We start from the raw sequence: 14,967 nt of genomic DNA on the forward strand, positions 1-14,967 counted from the left end.
CAGGGGCTGTGCAGCCCTGGCTGGCCCGGAACGACAATTCACCGTCAGTTCACGTCTATGGCGCGCGCCGCCGTGAGCGGTCCGCGGCGGCCGAGCGCCCAGACGGTCAGGGCGAAGCAGCTTAGCGCCGCGCCCGTGAGCGAAACCGCCGACCAACCGCCCGCGCTCCACAGGAGCGCCGCGGCCGCGGAGCCGATGGCCCCGCCGATGAAGTTGGCCGTGACGTACACAGTGTTGAGCCGGCTGCGGGCCTCGTGGGACATCGACAGCAGGCGTGTCTGGTTGAGGACGTTTTGCCCCTGGACCGCGACGTCCAGGACAAAGACCACGACGACGAGCAGGGCCACGGAGCTGCCCGCGAAGCAGGACAGCACGAAGGACGCCACCGCGAGTACCCAGGCGATGCCCGTTGCCGGCAGGGACCAGCCGCGGTCGTGGAGGCGGCCGGCACGCTGCACGGTCACCGCGCCGGCGATGCCCGCGAGCCCGAACAGGCCGATCACCTCGACCGGATAGCGGAACGGCGCCCCCGCCAGCAGGAACGTGAGCGAGGTCCAGAACAGGGTGAAGACCGCGAACCCCGTGGAGGAGAGCGCGAGTGTCCAGCGCACGGCGCGCTCTTTGACAATGACGGCCCCGAGCGATGCGAGCAGCGCCGGGTAGGGGATGCGCGCCTTGGGCGGGAGCGGCGGCAGCACGCGGTACAGCAGCGCGCCGAGGAGGACGACGGCTGCTGCGGCCGCCGCGTACACGGCCCGCCACCCGCCCGCGGCGGCAATGAAGCCGCTGATGGTCCGCGAGGCGAGGATGCCGGTGAGGATGCCCGCGACTACGGTCCCCACGACGCGGCCGCGTCGTGCGTCGTCGGCGAGATCCCCGGCGAGCGGGGTGAGTATCTGCCCGGCGACCGTCGTGACGCCGAGCAGGCTCACCGCGACGAGGAGGAACGTCATGGACGGCGCGGCCGCGCACAGCCCGAGCGCGACGGCCGAGGCGAGCATCATGAGCGCCACCAGCCGCCGCCGGTCCAGAACGTCGCCAAGCGGCACGATGAGCAGGATGCCTGCCGCGTAGCCGAGCTGGGTGGCCGTGACCAGCCAGCCTGCGGTGGCGGCGGAGGAGTGCAGATCGGCCGCGATCATATCGAGCAGCGGCTGGGCCCAGTACAAGTTGCCGACGGCGGCACCCGCCGCCACGGCGAACAGGAGCGTGAGCCCCGTGGTCATGGCGGGCCGGGGTGCGGGCATCGCCCTTGGCCGGACGGGTTCCCCGGCTGTGGTCTTCCGGCGGGTCATTGAGCATCCCTTGCGTTGAGTTGTCGACTTGCGAAAGCCGCGCACAGGGCGACGGCGGCCGCGAGGAGGAGGCTGGTGAGCACTCCGGCGTGGAACGTGGAGGGGTCGGCCAGCAGGGACCCGAAGACGGCGACCGCGAGGGCCCCGCCGAACTGCCGGCTCGTGTTGAAGACTCCGCTGGCCGTGCCGGATAGATGTGCCGGGACGGCGTTGAGCAGGGCGGCGGTGATCGGCGGCATGATGAGCGGGCCGGCCAGACCGACGAGGACCATGAGGCCCGACACCGCTCCTACCGGTGCCCCGGCGGGGAGCAACGCGATGGCCGCGAGACCCGTGGCCATCACCACGAATCCGAGCACCACCAGCCGCCTGGTGCCAGAGCGCTCGACGATCCGGGCGCTGAAGGGTGTGATGATGAGCCCGATCAGCATCATCGGAAGGAACGCGATCCCGGTCTGGAACGACGACAGCCCCCGGTGTTGCTGCAGGTCCAGGCTCATCACGAACGGAAGCCCGTAGTACCCGACCATGAAGGCAAAACCGGCAGCGGCGGCGACACGCACCGTGCCGGAGCGGCGGAGCTCCGGCGGCACCATCGGATGCCGCCCCCGGGCCTGCAGGACGGCGAACGCGGCCAGCGCTGCCAGGCCGGCAGCCAGCGCTGTGACGACTTGCGGGGCGGCAAACCCGGCTGCGCCGGCCTCAATGACGCCGTACGTGATGCCGCCCATGGCGAGCATCGCCGTCGTCTGTCCGATCCAGTCGATCGGAGCACTGTGGCGGGCCGAGCGCGGCGTACGGGCCAGCAGGATCAGTGCGGCGACGCCGACCGGGAGGTTGATGAGGAAGATGAGCCGCCAGCTCACGAGGTTCAGCAGCCCGCCGACCACCGGCCCGGACGTCGACGCGATCGCCCCGCCCATGGCCCAGAAGGCGACTGCCCTCGCCCGCCGGGCCGGCTCAGGGTACGCCTGTCCGATCAGGGCCATGGATGCGGGCATCATCAGGGCGGCCGCGGCGCCCTGCACGAATCGGGCCGCAAGGAGGGTGGCGAGATCCGGCGCGACGCCGCACGCCAGCGAAGCGATGACGAAAACGGCCAGCCCGACACCGAAAGACCGTTTGGCGCCCAGCCGGTCGGAGAAGGCGCCGGCCGAGAGCAGGAACGCGGCGAACATGAGCGTGTACCCGTCCAGGACCCACTGGAGTCCTGTCATGCCCCCGCCGAGGTCGGCGCGGATGCTGGGCAGGGCCACGTTCACCACCACTGCGTCCAGGGTGATCATGAAGAAGCCCACGACGGACGCGGCCAGGGCGGTTCCGGCACGCCGGACCTTGGTGCCGGCCTGCACGTCAGGGGGCGCTGCGAGGCTGCCGATCTCCATGGAAACTCCTTAGGTACTGCGTGTTGGGTACTGTGTGCAAATCCCGCATCGCGCTGTCGGTGGTACATCCATGCAACCGTCCCCGGCCGGGATCAGGCAGTGCCCTGCCTTTACTGGTTCTGGCAGTACCTCCCACGAGTGCGGCCGCCTGTGTAGCGTGGACAGCATGGACAATCGGATGGAGGTGCGCGAGTTCCTGTCCTCGCGCCGTGCAAGAATCACGCCGGAAAAGGCCGGGCTCACCGTTTACGGCGCCATCCGCCGCGTGCCGGGTCTGCGGCGCGAGGAGGCGGCCATGCTCGCCGGCGTCAGCGTGGACTACTACACGCGCCTCGAGCGCGGGAACCTCGCCGGCGTGTCCGAGGGCGTTCTTGACGCACTGGCCCGGGGACTGCAGCTCGACGACGCCGAACGGGACCACCTCTTCGACCTCGCCCGGGCCACCAACGCCTCAGCCCGGACCCGGCAGGTCAAGGCTCCGAAGCAGCGTATCCGCCCCAGCGTGCAGGCCATGCTGGACGCCATCATCGGCGCCCCCGCGTTCATCCGTAACGGGCGCATGGACCTGCTCGCAGCGAACCGGCTCGGCTACGCCCTGTACGCCCCGATGTTGACGGACCCGGTGCGGCCGGTCAATTACGCGCGGTTCATTTTTCTCAATCCCCGCGCCCGTGACTTCTACCCCGACTGGAACCTCGCGGCCAACAACAACGTCGCGCTCCTGCGCACCGAGTCAGGACGCAACCCCTATGACAAGGGCCTCGCTGACCTGGTCGGAGAGCTGTCCCTGCGCAGCGAGGAATTCCGTGTCCGCTGGGCCGCCCACAATGTGCGCAGGCATTACTCCGGCAATAAGCACTTCCACCACCCCGTCGTAGGAGACCTTGAACTGCAGTTTGAAGCACTGCAGCTCGCCGAGGACCCCGGCCTCACCCTGACGGTATATCCCGCGCAACCCGGTTCGGCGTCCGCGGAATCCCTGCGGCTGCTCGCAAGCTGGGCGGCGACGGAGCAGGCCGAGGAGCTCACCGCGGACAACCCGGCCTGACGTCACCGGCCAGGCGACTGTTTCACATTGGAACACGGGGCCCGCAGGCGCGCCCCTACTGGCGCTGGTCGGAGCCGAAGTGGGATGCTCCCTGACGGTGTCCTCGGTTGCCGAGAACGTCACCGACCCGCACGTGCGGTTCATCCGGGTCCTCGACGAGACCCTGCCGGTCTACCTGAGGATGGCGTGGCGCGGGGAGGCCGGGGCACGTATTCGTCATCAACCTTGAGAACAAGGGCTACGGCACCGTTTGGGCGCGGCACCGCTTCGCCGGGCGACCAGGACGCCACCCGCCACAACCCCTTCGTTTACTTCGAGGCAAAAACGTCGTCTCCGGAGTGCCAGCGCAATGTCGTGGACTTCACCCAACTCGTCCGTGACCTGGGGGCGGCCGCGACGACGCCGAACCTTTCCTACTACAGCCTTCTGGCGACCATCGAAGACATCTTCGCGCTGCCCCGCCTCGGCTACGCCGGTGCGCGGGGACTGAACAGCTTCGGCCCCGACGTCTTCAACGCCGCACACTGACCACAACTACCCTTGGTCATGGTGTGGCCGGGACTTCCGGGCGCCCGACGGGCCGTTCGTCCGGCACGGAGAGGCAAGACAGTGCGGCAACGACGTGGGCCTGGACGCCTATGGACAGGGTCGGGTCGATCACGGGGGCGAAAAACGGGGAGTGGTTCGCCGGGATATCCCGGGCGACTGTTCCCTTCACGGCCGCGGCCCGGTAGGTGTCGGGGTCCACGCCGCCGAGGAGCCAGAATGTGTAGGGAATACCGAAGGCGTCCGGAATGCGGCTGAAGTCCTCGGACGCGGTCTGCCGCTCGGCGGCGTGCACCGCGTCTGCCCCGAAGCGGGCGGTAAAGGCAGCCCGCACCCGTGCTGTCACGGCCCCGTCGTTGCTCGTCAGGGGGAACTGATCGTAGTACTCGAACTCAGGTTCCCGGGGTGATCCGGCCGTGGTGCACTCGCCCTTGACGATCCGCTCAATCGCGGCGAGCACGCCGGCCCGGACCTGGTTGTCGTACGTGCGGATGTTCAGCAGGAGCGTGGCGCTGTCCGGGATGATGTTCGATTTCGTTCCCGCGTTGAGCGCTCCTACGGTGACGACGGCGAAGTCGCCGGGCTTCGTCTCGCGCGAGACGATCGACTGCAGCCTGAGCACGATCGAGGCGGCCAGCACCACGGGGTCCACGGCCATGTGAGGCATCGAGCCGTGCGCGCCTTTCCCGTACACCGTGACCTTGAGCGAGTCCCCGGCCGAGAGGACCGGCCCGGCCGCGGTGGCCAGTGTTCCCGCAGCGAACGGCATGACGTGCTGGGCGAGCGCGACGTCGGGTCGTGGCACTTTGGCGACGAGACCGTCGTCGAGCATAGCCCTGGACCCGGCACCGACCTCTTCGGCCGGCTGAAACAGGGCGATGTAGGTGCCGGACCAGGCATCGCGGCCGTCCGCCATCAGCTTGGCGGCTCCGAGCAGCGTGCTGACGTGAACGTCGTGCCCGCACGCATGCATGACGCCGTCTATGGTCGAGGAATAGGGCACCCCGGTGGCCTCGGTGACCGGAAGCGCGTCCATGTCGGCACGGGCCAGCACAGTGGGGCCTTCTCCGTTCTCAAAGACGCCGACGACGCCGGTGCCGCCGATCCTGGTTACCGAATAGCCGAAGGCGGTGAGTTTCTCCTCGACGCGGTAGGAAGTTCGATGCTCTTCGAGGCTCAATTCGGGGTGCCGGTGCAACTCGGTGTAGGTTTCCCGGACCCAGCCGAGCTCGGACTCGAGGGCCGCCAGGACGGTTTCAGGACTGTTCATGCGTGTCACGCTCCCGGAGTCCCGGCGCCCGGGCCAGCCGGGCGCAACTGACAGAACCCAGCATAGACCGGCACGCCGACGGGGAGCAGGGCTCTTCACTCAGGTGGCCGGAGGTATCGGCGCCCCGGTGGTGGCACCCGTCGGCTAGTCGGCCCCCTGCACGTTTCACCTTCCCCGGATGAGGTCCACGCTACGGTGCGGGACGAGAATGAGGGTACTCGCCCGTGGCAGGGCCGCCTGCCGCATCCATGTCGGAAAGGGGCCCCCAATGTCGAGACCACATCGGATTTTTGCAGGATCAGTCGCAGCCGCTGCAGCCATGGCGCTGCTCACGGGCTGCGGCTCTCTCACCCCCAATAACACCGTCAGCAGCAACAGAGCGGAAAAGAATGTTTCGCAGGCCTGTGCTGCTGCCAGCGCCTTTGCCGCATCCCTGACCAATTTCAAGCAAACCCTTAAGCCGGGGGCCACGGTGGGGCAGATCGATTCGGCGCGGGATCAGGTCGCGAAGTCGTACAACGACCTCGTGAAAGCGGGCCAGGACGTCGTCAAGGACGAAATGAACGCCGTCCAAGCTGCCGAGGACAAGTTCGACCGGGCCGTCAGGGCTGTTCCGAACGATGCCACCTTGAGCCAGGCGCTTACTTCGCTGCGGGACGAGGCAGCCAACGTCCAGGCCGCGGTCAGCGACCTCCAGACAGGGGCCAAGTGCTAAGCCCGGGATCCTCCGGCGGGTACTACCCGCCGGAGGATCCTCGGTAACGGCTTACTCGGCTCCTGGCGATGCGGTTTGCCAAATCAAGTCGCCGAGTTCGCGCAGCGTCTCGCCGGTGATCGCGTGCCCGCCTTGGTCCCGACGGGCGCGGGACGTCGCCGCAGAATCCGTCAGCAGATAGGCCCATGTGCGCTCCAGGAGCTCGGCTGGGATCACCCTGTCCTGATCGCCCTGGGCAACGAAGACCCGAAGCCCGGCCAGGCGCGCCGGCGGTCAGCGACTCCGCGATGGGTCTTCCAGGTTTGTTGAATCGTCAACAAAATTCGGAGGGGGTCTATTCCCGCCCGCAGCGCTCAGGGGCCGCGGCGGCCGGCCCACAGTGCATGCAGCAGCGGAGCCACCGATGCGATCATCAGCACGCTGCCGAGCACCGGGTCATCCGCCCGGACCAGGGAACCTGCGACGAGCAGGGCGCCAAATATGAGCGCCGAGCCCGCCCGCTGCACTGTGCGGTCCAGCCGTGCCATCTGGCGTTCCAGGCGCGGATTGGCCGTGGCCAATGAACCGTCTTCGATTCGGGTCACGAGCCGGTCCAGGCGTTTTGGCAGGCGCAGCGCGACCCCGGCGGTGTCGAGCGCCTGCTGGGCCGCGTCCTGCACAATGTTGCCACGCTCGTCGCGCAGCAGCCGCGCCGCATAGGGCTCGATCGCGTCCCACAGATTGAACCGGGCATCCAGTGCGCTGCACACCCCCGAGGTCAGGGACATCGCGCGGATGATGAGCAGGAAATTCTCCGGCAGCTGGAACGGCAGTGAGCGAACCAGATCCCCGAACTCCACCGCAAAATCAACGAACTCGCGTGGGTCGACCTCGCGAAGCTCGGCGAAGCCCATCCCGCCAAACCGGGCGAACAGGTGCGTCATCGCCCGCTCGAGTTCGGCCCTGTCCGCCGACGGCGCCAGCACACCCACGTCGCTGATCGCGCTCACCAGACCCTTGCCGTCACGGGCGGCGGCCGCGATCAGCAGCTTCCGCAGGCCGCGGCGGGTGCTGGGCGGCACCTCGCCCATCATGCCGAAGTCGATAAACGTCAGCTTCCACGGGCGCCCGCCGGCTGAGTCGGTAACCGGGGTGACGAAGATGTTGCCGGGGTGCGGATCGGCATGGAAGAAACCGCTAGTGAACAATTGCTCGAACATGACCGAGGCGAAAACCGGGGCCACCCGCGTGGGATCGATGCCCGCCGCCTGAAGGGCCTCCGCGTCCGTAATCTTGATTGCCGTCACGTCTTCGAGGATCAGTACGCGGCGGGTACTCCACTCCCACGCGACCTCGGGCACCTCCACCCGGCGGTCGTCGGCGAAGTCAGCCGCGAACCGCTCTGCATTCGCGGCCTCACGAAGGTAATCGATCTCCTCAAGGCTGGTTTGCGCAAACTCCTCGACCAGGGCGGGCATGTCCGCTCGGCTGGACACCACACGGAAGCGGCTGAGCCAGCCGCCCACTTTGCGCAGTGCCGCCAGGTCGACGTCGACAATTGCGTCGATGCCGGGACGTTGCACCTTCAACACCACGCTGCCGAGTCCGGCGTCGGCAGCGTTGGCGGGAAGCAGTTGGGCGCGGTGCGCCTGCCCGAGGGACGCGGCGGCGATCGGCGTCTCCTCGACAAAGGAGAAAATCTTCTCCAGCGGCGCACCCAGCTCCGCCTCGGCAAGTGCCCGGATGGCCGGGAACGCGACGGGTGGAACCTCGTCCTGCAACCCCTCAAGTTCCTTGGTGATCTCCGGCGGGAGCACATCGAGCCTGGATGACAGGAACTGACCGACCTTGATCATCAGGCCGCCCAGATCCACTGCGAGCGTGCGGAAGCGCTGCGCGAACCCCAGCATCCTTTTGGCCCGGTTGCGCTCGGCAATCCTGCCCAATCCGATGCGGGGGAGGAACAGCTCAAACCACCAGGTCCTGGCAAGGTGCCATGCCGCGAAACGCAGGATGCGTCGGTACCGGGCGCGGGCGTCCCCGGCGCCGGGTACCGGGTCCGCCCGGCTCCGACGGTCCGACGTCACCCCTCAGTCCTGGGCGAGGATCGAATACAGCCGACGGCGTGCGTCGTTCAGCACCGCCACGGCTTGCTGGACCTGCTCCGGTGTTCCCGTGCGACCGACCTGGGACGCGGCCTGCGCGAGCTCGATTCCGGCCTTGGGCAGTGCCGCGAATCCGGTGCCCGTCGCGTCCCACGGTGCCGGCTCATCGGCCTGCGCGACCTCCTCCCTGCCCGCCTCGGTCAGCGAGTAGATCTTGCGGCCGTTGGATTCCTCGGCAAGGATGATGCCCTCATCGGCGAGCAGTTGAAGTGTCGGGTAGACGGACCCGGCGCTCGGCTTCCAGCTGCCATTGCTTCGCTCCTCGATCTCCCGGATGATCTGGTAGCCGTGCATCGGACGCTCCGCGAGCAGGGCCAGCACGGCGGACCGCACTTCGCCCCGCCCGGCGCGGGTGCCCGAGCGCTTTTCAAACCGGGACCGCAGGTCCTCAAGGGCCTGCCACATGCCGTCGATGTTGGGACCGCCAAATCCGCCGGCCGGGTATGAATTACGCATGTTGCTCTCCTTATCGAATCGCGAACGATACTCAACGATACGTACCGATATACGAAAAAAACCAGCAGTCTGGCGGGCCGCCGGCCTCCTTCAGCCGCTGATCACCGTTTCGTCACCCGGTCACCGAAGTTGGGTGGTTTGATTGGTCAGTGCTCCGTCTAAAACGCCTTGTGGTTTTCACCCTGTTCGCGGTTTGTGCCATCACCGCATTCTCGTTCTGGGTCATCCGGCAGCCCGGCGCAGACACCCACGGTGTCCTTTCCGCGCCGCCACAGGCGGGGGCGAAGCTTGAAATGCTGTCCGCCGGCATCACCAGTGCCGTGAACGTCACCCCGAGCCCGGATGCCCAGTGGCTGATCGGTGCTGCCGCGGAGACCGGAATCCCCGCCCGCGCCCTCCGGGCCTACGTTGCTGCGGCCGTCACGGCCAACGAGTCCGCTCCGGCCTGCGGGATTGGCTGGAATACAGTGGCGGCCGTCGGCTTCGTCGAATCAGGGCACGGCACGTACGGTGGCGGCAGCCTCAATACGGCGGGGCAGGCGAGCGGCCCCATTGTGGGCCCCAGCCTCAACGGCGCCGGGTTCGCCGCCATCGCGGATACCGACGCCGGTGCCCTGGACGGCGACGCCCGCTGGGACCACGCCGTCGGACCCATGCAGTTCATTCCCTCCACCTGGCAACTTGCGGGGCGGGACGGAAACGGGGACGGCGTAGCCGACCCGTTCAATATCGACGACGCCGCCCTCAGCGCGGCGACATATCTGTGCGGCCACGGCCGCGACCTCACGACCGCGCAGGGCTGGACCGACGCCATCTACTCCTACAACCAGTCCGACCCCTACATTCGACAGGTGCGGGCCCAGGCGACCGCCTACGCCGCGAAGGCGGGCACCGCCGGGTAACCTCGGATGGAGGCGGCTAGGTCAAGTGGTCGAAGTCCCCTCGCGTCCATGCCGCGTGGCGCTGGGCGGAATCGTGCAGAACGGCCCTGGCTCCGGACGCGATGACATTATTGAAGTTGCCGTAGATCCGATCGAACTCCAGCTCACCCAGCTGCCTGGCGATCCGCAGCGCCACCGCGCCGGATAGCGGCAAACGGTTCGGGTAGCTGCGCATGAAGGCGATGGAACGGCGGTCTGGATTCGGAAAGACGCTGTCACCTGTCAACAGCACTCCGTTGCCGGCCGCTCCTGGAACCCAGTGGGCCACCGCGCTGCCCGGAAAGTGCCCCCCGGTCTGGTGCAGTGTCAGCCCTTCGGCGATAGTCCGACTGCCGGACCAGTAGTCGATGGCCGGATCGTTGCGTCCCAGCCATGTCCGGTCTGCCTCGGCCACAAGGACAGGGACACCGCCCAGCCGACGCGACCACTCGACCTGCACGCCAAACATGTGCGGGTGACTGGCGGCGATGGCCAGGACCGGGCCTCGCTCGAGGACTGCCGTCACAGCGCTGTCATCGACGTATCCGACCGGGTCCCAGAGCAGCGAACCCTCGCCCGTCACCACAAGCTGCGCCGTCTGGCCGATCCCCACTTTCGGCGCAGTCGTGATCCCGATAAGTCCCGGTTCGTTCTCCTGCAGCAAGGCCCGGTGCCCCTGCTGCGCCAGCCCCTCCAGGGTGAGCCACTGCTGGCCGTCTGCGGGCACGTACTGCCGCTCGTCGCAGCAGATCGGACAGACTTCCGGGACGGGTTCGTCGCGTTCGACGCCGCAGGTTGCGCAGATCAGCATGGTCGGCCCCCTCTCACCCTCTTGTGTCCTGCTCGCCTGTGTCTTTCATGGTCGGCTGCAGGCCGGCACTCCCAGACTATGGCAGACGGGAGTACCAAGCCGGGACCCGGGGGCACCCAATGGTGGCATGATGGGCGCATGAGCCGAGTCACGTGCGATCTGACCATCTCCCTCGACGGATTCGTCGCCGGTCCGAACCAAAGCCTGGAGGAGCCCTTGGGCGCGGGCGGAAAGAACTTGCACAGGTGGCAGTTCGAAGAGCCCGAAGCCAATGCAGCCGAGCGAGCGGGCATCCTCGCGGCGGGCGCCTACATCATGGGACGCAACATGTTCGCCGGTCCCGGGGCGTGGGCTGAGGAATGGCGGGGATGGTGGGGTGAGGAACCGCCCTATCACGCGCCCGTATTCGTTCTCACCCATAGCCCGCGCCGGCCCCTGCTGATGCAGGGAGGCACCACGTTCAACTTCGTGAGCGATGGCATCGAATCGGCGCTGGCGCAGGCGCGCGAGGCCGCCGGCAGCAAGGACGTGGCGATCGCCGGCGGGGCGCAGACCGCCCGCCAATACCTGTCGGCGGGGCTGGTTGACGAGCTCCGGCTCCACATCGCGCCCGTGGTCCTGGGAGCGGGTGAGCGGCTGCTCGACGGCGTCGCGAACCTCAAGCTTGTGCCGACGGAAGTGGGCGGCACGCGCCTGGTCACGCACGTCCGGTATCAGGTAGTGCGCTGACTGAATTCCACGAGCCGCGATTGCATCTCCCAGTACGGCGTCGCGCCGGGCACCTGCTTGCCGTCCCGCAGGGCAGTGGCCACGTTCACCGCCGCGTCAACGGCCGCGCGGTACGGCAGCGAGCCGGAACTGACCCGCCGGACCCCCAGCTCACCCAGCTCGGCAACGGTCAATGACGGATGCGCCAGCACGTTGACCGGCAGCCCGATGCCGGCGGTGATCCTCCGGATGTCCTCCGGAACCACAAGTCCGGGGACAAAGATCCCGTCGGCTCCGGCGTCGGCGTAGACGCCCGCACGGAGCAGGACGGCATCGACGGTGGCTTGTTCGCCGAACCATATGTTGTCCACCCGGGCGTTGATGAAGATCTCCGGGCAGCGCCGCTTGACGGCGGCAACCTTGCCGGCAAAGGCTGATGGATCGACCAGGTGCCCGGCCGTGCTGTCCTCCAGGTTGATCCCGGCCACGCCCAGGTTGGCCAGTTCGGCCACATGTTCTGCAACTTCGTCTGGGTCATCGGAGTAGCCGTCCTCGATGTCCACCGTGAGGTGGACCGGCAGCCGGCGCAGCTGCGCCACCAGCGCGGCGGTTGCGGCCTGGCTGGACCGGCCGCCGTCGGGCAGTCCGGCGCTTGCTGCAATGCCGAAGCTGGTGGTGCCGACGGCCGGGAATCCCGCCGCCGCAAAAGCCAACGCGGATCCGACGTCCCACGCATTGGGCAGCAGGAGTGGCTCCCTGGTGTGGTGAAGTTCCCGAAAAGTGGCCATGCTCATCCCTTCGCGGCTTTGGCGGCCTTCTTGGCAGCCTGCTTGCTGGCACGCACCTTTCCCAGCGACTCCGGGTCCACAATGTCGGCCACGGAAAGGTACGCGCCGTCCTGGCCGTACGGGCCGGCAGCCTCCCGCCAGCCTTCAGCCTGGAGTCCGCACTGCTTGCCGAGGAGGGCCAGGAAAATCTTCGACTTCTGCTCGCCGAAGCCGGGCAACCCCTTTAGCCTGCGGAGCACTTCCCTGCCGTCCGGGGCATCCTGCGTCCAGATGGCCGTTGCGTCCCCATTCCACTCCCGCTGGATGGTCTCCGCCAAGGCTTGAACGCGTCCGGCCATGGAGCTGGGGTAGCGGTGGACCGCCGGGCTTTGCCTGAAAATTTCCACGAACCCGGCGGGATCGCAGCCAGCGATCGCGGCAGGGTCCATGGATCCCAGACGCGACCTGATCTTTTCCGGCCCCGAAAACGCCGACTCCATGGTCACCTGCTGGTCGAGCAACATGCCGGTGAGCAGCGCGAAGGCGTCATCGCTGAGCAGTTTGTCGGCGGCGGGGTCGCCGGTGATATGCAGTTCCATGCGCCCATCCTGCCACCTGCACCGGGCTCCGCGGGCGTAATCTACGACAGAAGGGTATCTTCCAATGCCAGGGAGCTCATCATGGACAACGAATTCGCCGACGTCGTGGATCATGACGTCACCACCATCACCTGCGTATGCGGCAATACCGTCGGCAACGAGGGATTGATACAGGCCAACTCCCAGGGCGTGCCCGTGCACCTGGGCCGGAGTTCTCCCGTGCCCGCGGGGCTGGCTCCGTGGCCCGAGGACGAGGATCTCTACACCCTGTGCCCCTCATGCGGCCGCGTCTACCATGACACGGTCATAGAAGAGACGGGGACCGCGCCTGTCGCCTTCCGTGTCGATGCCAGCGCCGGACCGATTGCAGAGGCGATCCGCGTCCACTGGGACCTCAGCAAATAAGAGACCGTTCCTGCCCTGAACAAGGCAAGTCACAGGGGCAATTTTTCGGTCCTTGACGCCTCCCGGCGAGCTTGGCATGGTGGAAATTGGATCGAGGAGGCGATCGCCATGCAAGAAAAAAGCTGGTCGGTGAACATCGTCATCGACGAACATGAGAATCAAACGCGGGCCGTGGCGCGACTGAGTGCCGGGAACCGGGCCGAGTTGGAAGGCAGCGGCCTGGCCAGGCTGAATCCGGTGGACTCCGACGTCCCGGAGATCGGGGACGAACTGGCGACTGCACGCGCCCTGGCGGACCTGGCGCACCAGCTGATCGAAGTCACCGCGGCCGACATTGAAAAGATCACCAAGGAGCCTGCGCATCTGCGGCCTTAGCCGGGCCGCACTGCTGAGTGTGTCCGCCTATGCTTGATAGGTGAGTGACATCGCGCATTCAAGCGTCACACTGGATGGCCGTTTCGCCCGGGAGTTCAAAGAGATGGCCATCCCTTGGCGCGCGCAGGAGGCGCCTGATCCGCACCTGCTGGTGCTGAACGAGGACCTCGCCGCCGAGCTGGGCCTGGATCCGGTCTTTCTCCGAAGCCCCGAAGGTCTGCTTCTGCTGACCGGCAACGCCGTCCCGGCCGAGGCCAGCCCGGTGGCGCAGGCCTACGCGGGCCACCAGTTTGGCTGGTACGCGCCCCGTCTCGGGGACGGGCGTGCCCTTCTGCTTGGCGAGATCGCGCACGCGGACGGGCAGCTCCGCGACATCCACCTCAAGGGCTCCGGACGTACACCGTTTGCGCGAAACGGCGACGGTCAGGCGGTGGTCGGTCCCATGTTGCGCGAGTACATCGTGAGCGAATCGATGCACGCCCTGAACATCCCCACCACGCGGTCCCTCGCCGTCGTCGCGACGGGGCGCCCGGTGCAGCGTGAGGCGCTGCTGCCCGGCGCCGTCCTCACCCGGGTTGCCGGCAGCCACTTGCGCGTGGGCAGCTTCCAGTACGCCCGCTCCGCCGATGACACCGGACTGCTTCGCCGCCTCGCCGACTACGCAATAGCCCGCCACCACCGGGCTGCCGCCGGGGCCGGGAACCGTTATCTCGCGCTGTTCCAGGCGGTCGTATCCGCCCAGGCGACCCTGCTCGCCCGGTGGATGCTCGTGGGATTCGTGCACGGCGTCATGAACACCGACAACATGACGATCTCGGGCGAAACCATCGACTACGGGCCGTGTGCCTTCATGGACGGCTTCGACCCCGCCGTCGTTTACAGCTCGATCGACGAGTCCGGACGCTACTCCTACCGCAACCAGCCGGTGGTGGCGGAGTGGAACCTTGCCCGGCTCGCCGAGTCCGTCCTGCCTCTACTGCACGATGACCAGGAGCAGGCGGTGGACCTCGCGGTGGAAGCCCTCAGCGGATTCCGCCCGCAGTACAGTGACGCCTGGTCGGCCGGCATGAACGCCAAGCTGGGGCTTCGACAAGGACTCGACGCCGAACTGACGTCGCCACTGGTGGACGAACTCATGACTCTGCTTCAGGAATCACGGGCGGACTACACGTCGTTCTTCCGGCACCTCGGCACAGCTGCCCGCGGCCAGGCTGAAGCAGCCCGCGGTCAGGTCCTGGACCCGGCACGGTTCGATGCCTGGGTACGCCGCTGGCGTGCCCTGGCGCCGGATGCTGACGCCATGGACCGGGTCAACCCCGTCTACATCCCGCGAAACCACCTGGTGGAGGAGGCCCTGGCCGCCGCCACCGGCGGAAACACGGGCCCGCTGGAGCGGTTGATGGACGCACTCGCCGCACCCTTCGACGAGCGGCCGGGTCTCGAGCGGTACGCCGCCCCCGCCCCGGAAAGCTTCGGCCCGTACCGGACCTTCTGCGGAACCTAAGTCGCTGCATCCGGTGGGG

At 67.7% G+C, this 14,967-nt stretch carries 17 protein-coding genes; 9 read left to right on the plus strand and 8 right to left on the minus strand.

The genetic code is table 11. The features are described from left to right. Positions 1 to 44: 44 nt before the first annotated feature. Positions 45 to 1,295 (minus strand): MFS transporter, encoded by a 1,251-nt coding sequence (locus tag CFN17_RS15825; RefSeq protein WP_261792223.1) that lies wholly within the window; start codon positions 1,293 to 1,295, stop codon positions 45 to 47. Then, positions 1,292 to 2,680 carry an MFS transporter gene (locus CFN17_RS15830; RefSeq protein ID WP_208748695.1) on the minus strand — a complete coding sequence of 463 codons (1,389 nt, stop codon included), beginning with the start codon at positions 2,678 to 2,680 and terminating at the stop codon, positions 1,292 to 1,294. The genes CFN17_RS15825 and CFN17_RS15830 overlap by 4 nt, the downstream gene beginning before the upstream one ends. 166 nt (positions 2,681 to 2,846) lie before the next feature. Between CFN17_RS15830 and CFN17_RS15835 the strand changes: the two genes are divergently transcribed. The 3 genes from CFN17_RS15835 (at position 2,847) to CFN17_RS15845 (ending at position 4,256) form a co-directional block, all read left to right on the plus strand. Next, positions 2,847 to 3,728, plus strand: coding sequence for a helix-turn-helix transcriptional regulator (locus tag CFN17_RS15835; protein WP_208748696.1), 882 nt, complete (start codon positions 2,847 to 2,849; stop codon positions 3,726 to 3,728). 79 nt (positions 3,729 to 3,807) lie between these two features. Next, the gene (locus tag CFN17_RS15840) at positions 3,808 to 3,957 is read left to right on the plus strand and encodes a hypothetical protein (protein ID WP_208748697.1); all 150 of its coding nucleotides are present in this window, start codon (positions 3,808 to 3,810) and stop codon (positions 3,955 to 3,957) included. Next, on the plus strand, positions 3,954 to 4,256 hold the full coding sequence (locus tag CFN17_RS15845) for a hypothetical protein (RefSeq protein ID WP_261792224.1): 303 nt from the start codon (positions 3,954 to 3,956) through the stop codon (positions 4,254 to 4,256). The genes CFN17_RS15840 and CFN17_RS15845 overlap by 4 nt, the downstream gene beginning before the upstream one ends. 16 nt (positions 4,257 to 4,272) lie before the next feature. Here CFN17_RS15845 and CFN17_RS15850 read toward each other — a convergent pair whose 3' ends face one another. Beyond that, positions 4,273 to 5,544, minus strand: coding sequence for an amidohydrolase (locus tag CFN17_RS15850; protein WP_208748698.1), 1,272 nt, complete (start codon positions 5,542 to 5,544; stop codon positions 4,273 to 4,275). Positions 5,545 to 5,863: 319 nt separating this feature from the next. Between CFN17_RS15850 and CFN17_RS15855 the strand changes: the two genes are divergently transcribed. After that, positions 5,864 to 6,259: a hypothetical protein gene (locus CFN17_RS15855; protein ID WP_261792225.1), complete on the plus strand. Its 396-nt coding sequence runs from the start codon at positions 5,864 to 5,866 to the stop codon at positions 6,257 to 6,259. Between the two features lie 353 nt (positions 6,260 to 6,612). Here the strand turns inward: CFN17_RS15855 and CFN17_RS15860 are convergent, their stop codons facing one another. Both CFN17_RS15860 and CFN17_RS15865 read right to left on the minus strand, forming a co-directional pair. Beyond that, positions 6,613 to 8,325, minus strand: a complete 1,713-nt coding sequence (locus CFN17_RS15860; protein ID WP_208748700.1) for an AarF/ABC1/UbiB kinase family protein — start codon at positions 8,323 to 8,325, stop codon at positions 6,613 to 6,615. 3 nt (positions 8,326 to 8,328) lie between these two features. Continuing rightward, positions 8,329 to 8,859, minus strand: a complete 531-nt coding sequence (locus CFN17_RS15865; protein WP_208748701.1) for a PadR family transcriptional regulator — start codon at positions 8,857 to 8,859, stop codon at positions 8,329 to 8,331. A gap of 149 nt (positions 8,860 to 9,008) precedes the next feature. On the opposite strand from CFN17_RS15865, the gene CFN17_RS15870 reads away from it, so the two are divergent. Continuing rightward, entirely contained in the window at positions 9,009 to 9,761 is a 753-nt protein-coding gene (locus CFN17_RS15870; protein WP_208748702.1) for a lytic transglycosylase domain-containing protein, read from the plus strand. 16 nt (positions 9,762 to 9,777) lie between these two features. Here the strand turns inward: CFN17_RS15870 and CFN17_RS15875 are convergent, their stop codons facing one another. Beyond that, positions 9,778 to 10,590, minus strand: coding sequence for an MBL fold metallo-hydrolase (locus tag CFN17_RS15875; RefSeq protein ID WP_208748703.1), 813 nt, complete (start codon positions 10,588 to 10,590; stop codon positions 9,778 to 9,780). Between the two features lie 138 nt (positions 10,591 to 10,728). Here CFN17_RS15875 and CFN17_RS15880 point away from each other — a divergent pair, with 138 nt between their 5' ends. Next, positions 10,729 to 11,319, plus strand: a complete 591-nt coding sequence (locus CFN17_RS15880; protein ID WP_208748704.1) for a dihydrofolate reductase family protein — start codon at positions 10,729 to 10,731, stop codon at positions 11,317 to 11,319. On the opposite strand, the gene CFN17_RS15885 is transcribed toward CFN17_RS15880, so the two are convergent. Next, positions 11,304 to 12,086: an isocitrate lyase/phosphoenolpyruvate mutase family protein gene (locus tag CFN17_RS15885; protein ID WP_208748705.1), complete on the minus strand. Its 783-nt coding sequence runs from the start codon at positions 12,084 to 12,086 to the stop codon at positions 11,304 to 11,306. The genes CFN17_RS15880 and CFN17_RS15885 overlap by 16 nt on opposite strands. A gap of 2 nt (positions 12,087 to 12,088) precedes the next feature. After that, complete coding sequence (locus CFN17_RS15890) at positions 12,089 to 12,664, minus strand: HhH-GPD-type base excision DNA repair protein (RefSeq protein WP_208748706.1); 576 nt, start codon at positions 12,662 to 12,664, stop codon at positions 12,089 to 12,091. An 81-nt stretch (positions 12,665 to 12,745) separates the two neighbouring features. Here CFN17_RS15890 and CFN17_RS15895 point away from each other — a divergent pair, with 81 nt between their 5' ends. The 3 genes from CFN17_RS15895 to CFN17_RS15905 all read left to right on the plus strand — a co-directional run bounded on the left by CFN17_RS15895 (position 12,746) and on the right by CFN17_RS15905 (position 14,948). Then, the gene (locus tag CFN17_RS15895; RefSeq protein ID WP_208748707.1) at positions 12,746 to 13,069 is read left to right on the plus strand and encodes a hypothetical protein; all 324 of its coding nucleotides are present in this window, start codon (positions 12,746 to 12,748) and stop codon (positions 13,067 to 13,069) included. Positions 13,070 to 13,177: 108 nt separating this feature from the next. Continuing rightward, a complete protein-coding gene (locus tag CFN17_RS15900) occupies positions 13,178 to 13,444 on the plus strand; it encodes a DUF1876 domain-containing protein (protein WP_208748708.1) in 267 nt (88 codons plus the stop codon). Positions 13,445 to 13,484: 40 nt separating this feature from the next. Continuing rightward, entirely contained in the window at positions 13,485 to 14,948 is a 1,464-nt protein-coding gene (locus CFN17_RS15905; protein ID WP_208748709.1) for a YdiU family protein, read from the plus strand. Positions 14,949 to 14,967 lie beyond the last annotated feature (19 nt).

Source organism: Arthrobacter sp. PM3 (genome assembly GCF_003352915.1).
In the GTDB taxonomy this organism is placed as follows: Bacteria; Actinomycetota; Actinomycetes; order Actinomycetales; family Micrococcaceae; genus Arthrobacter.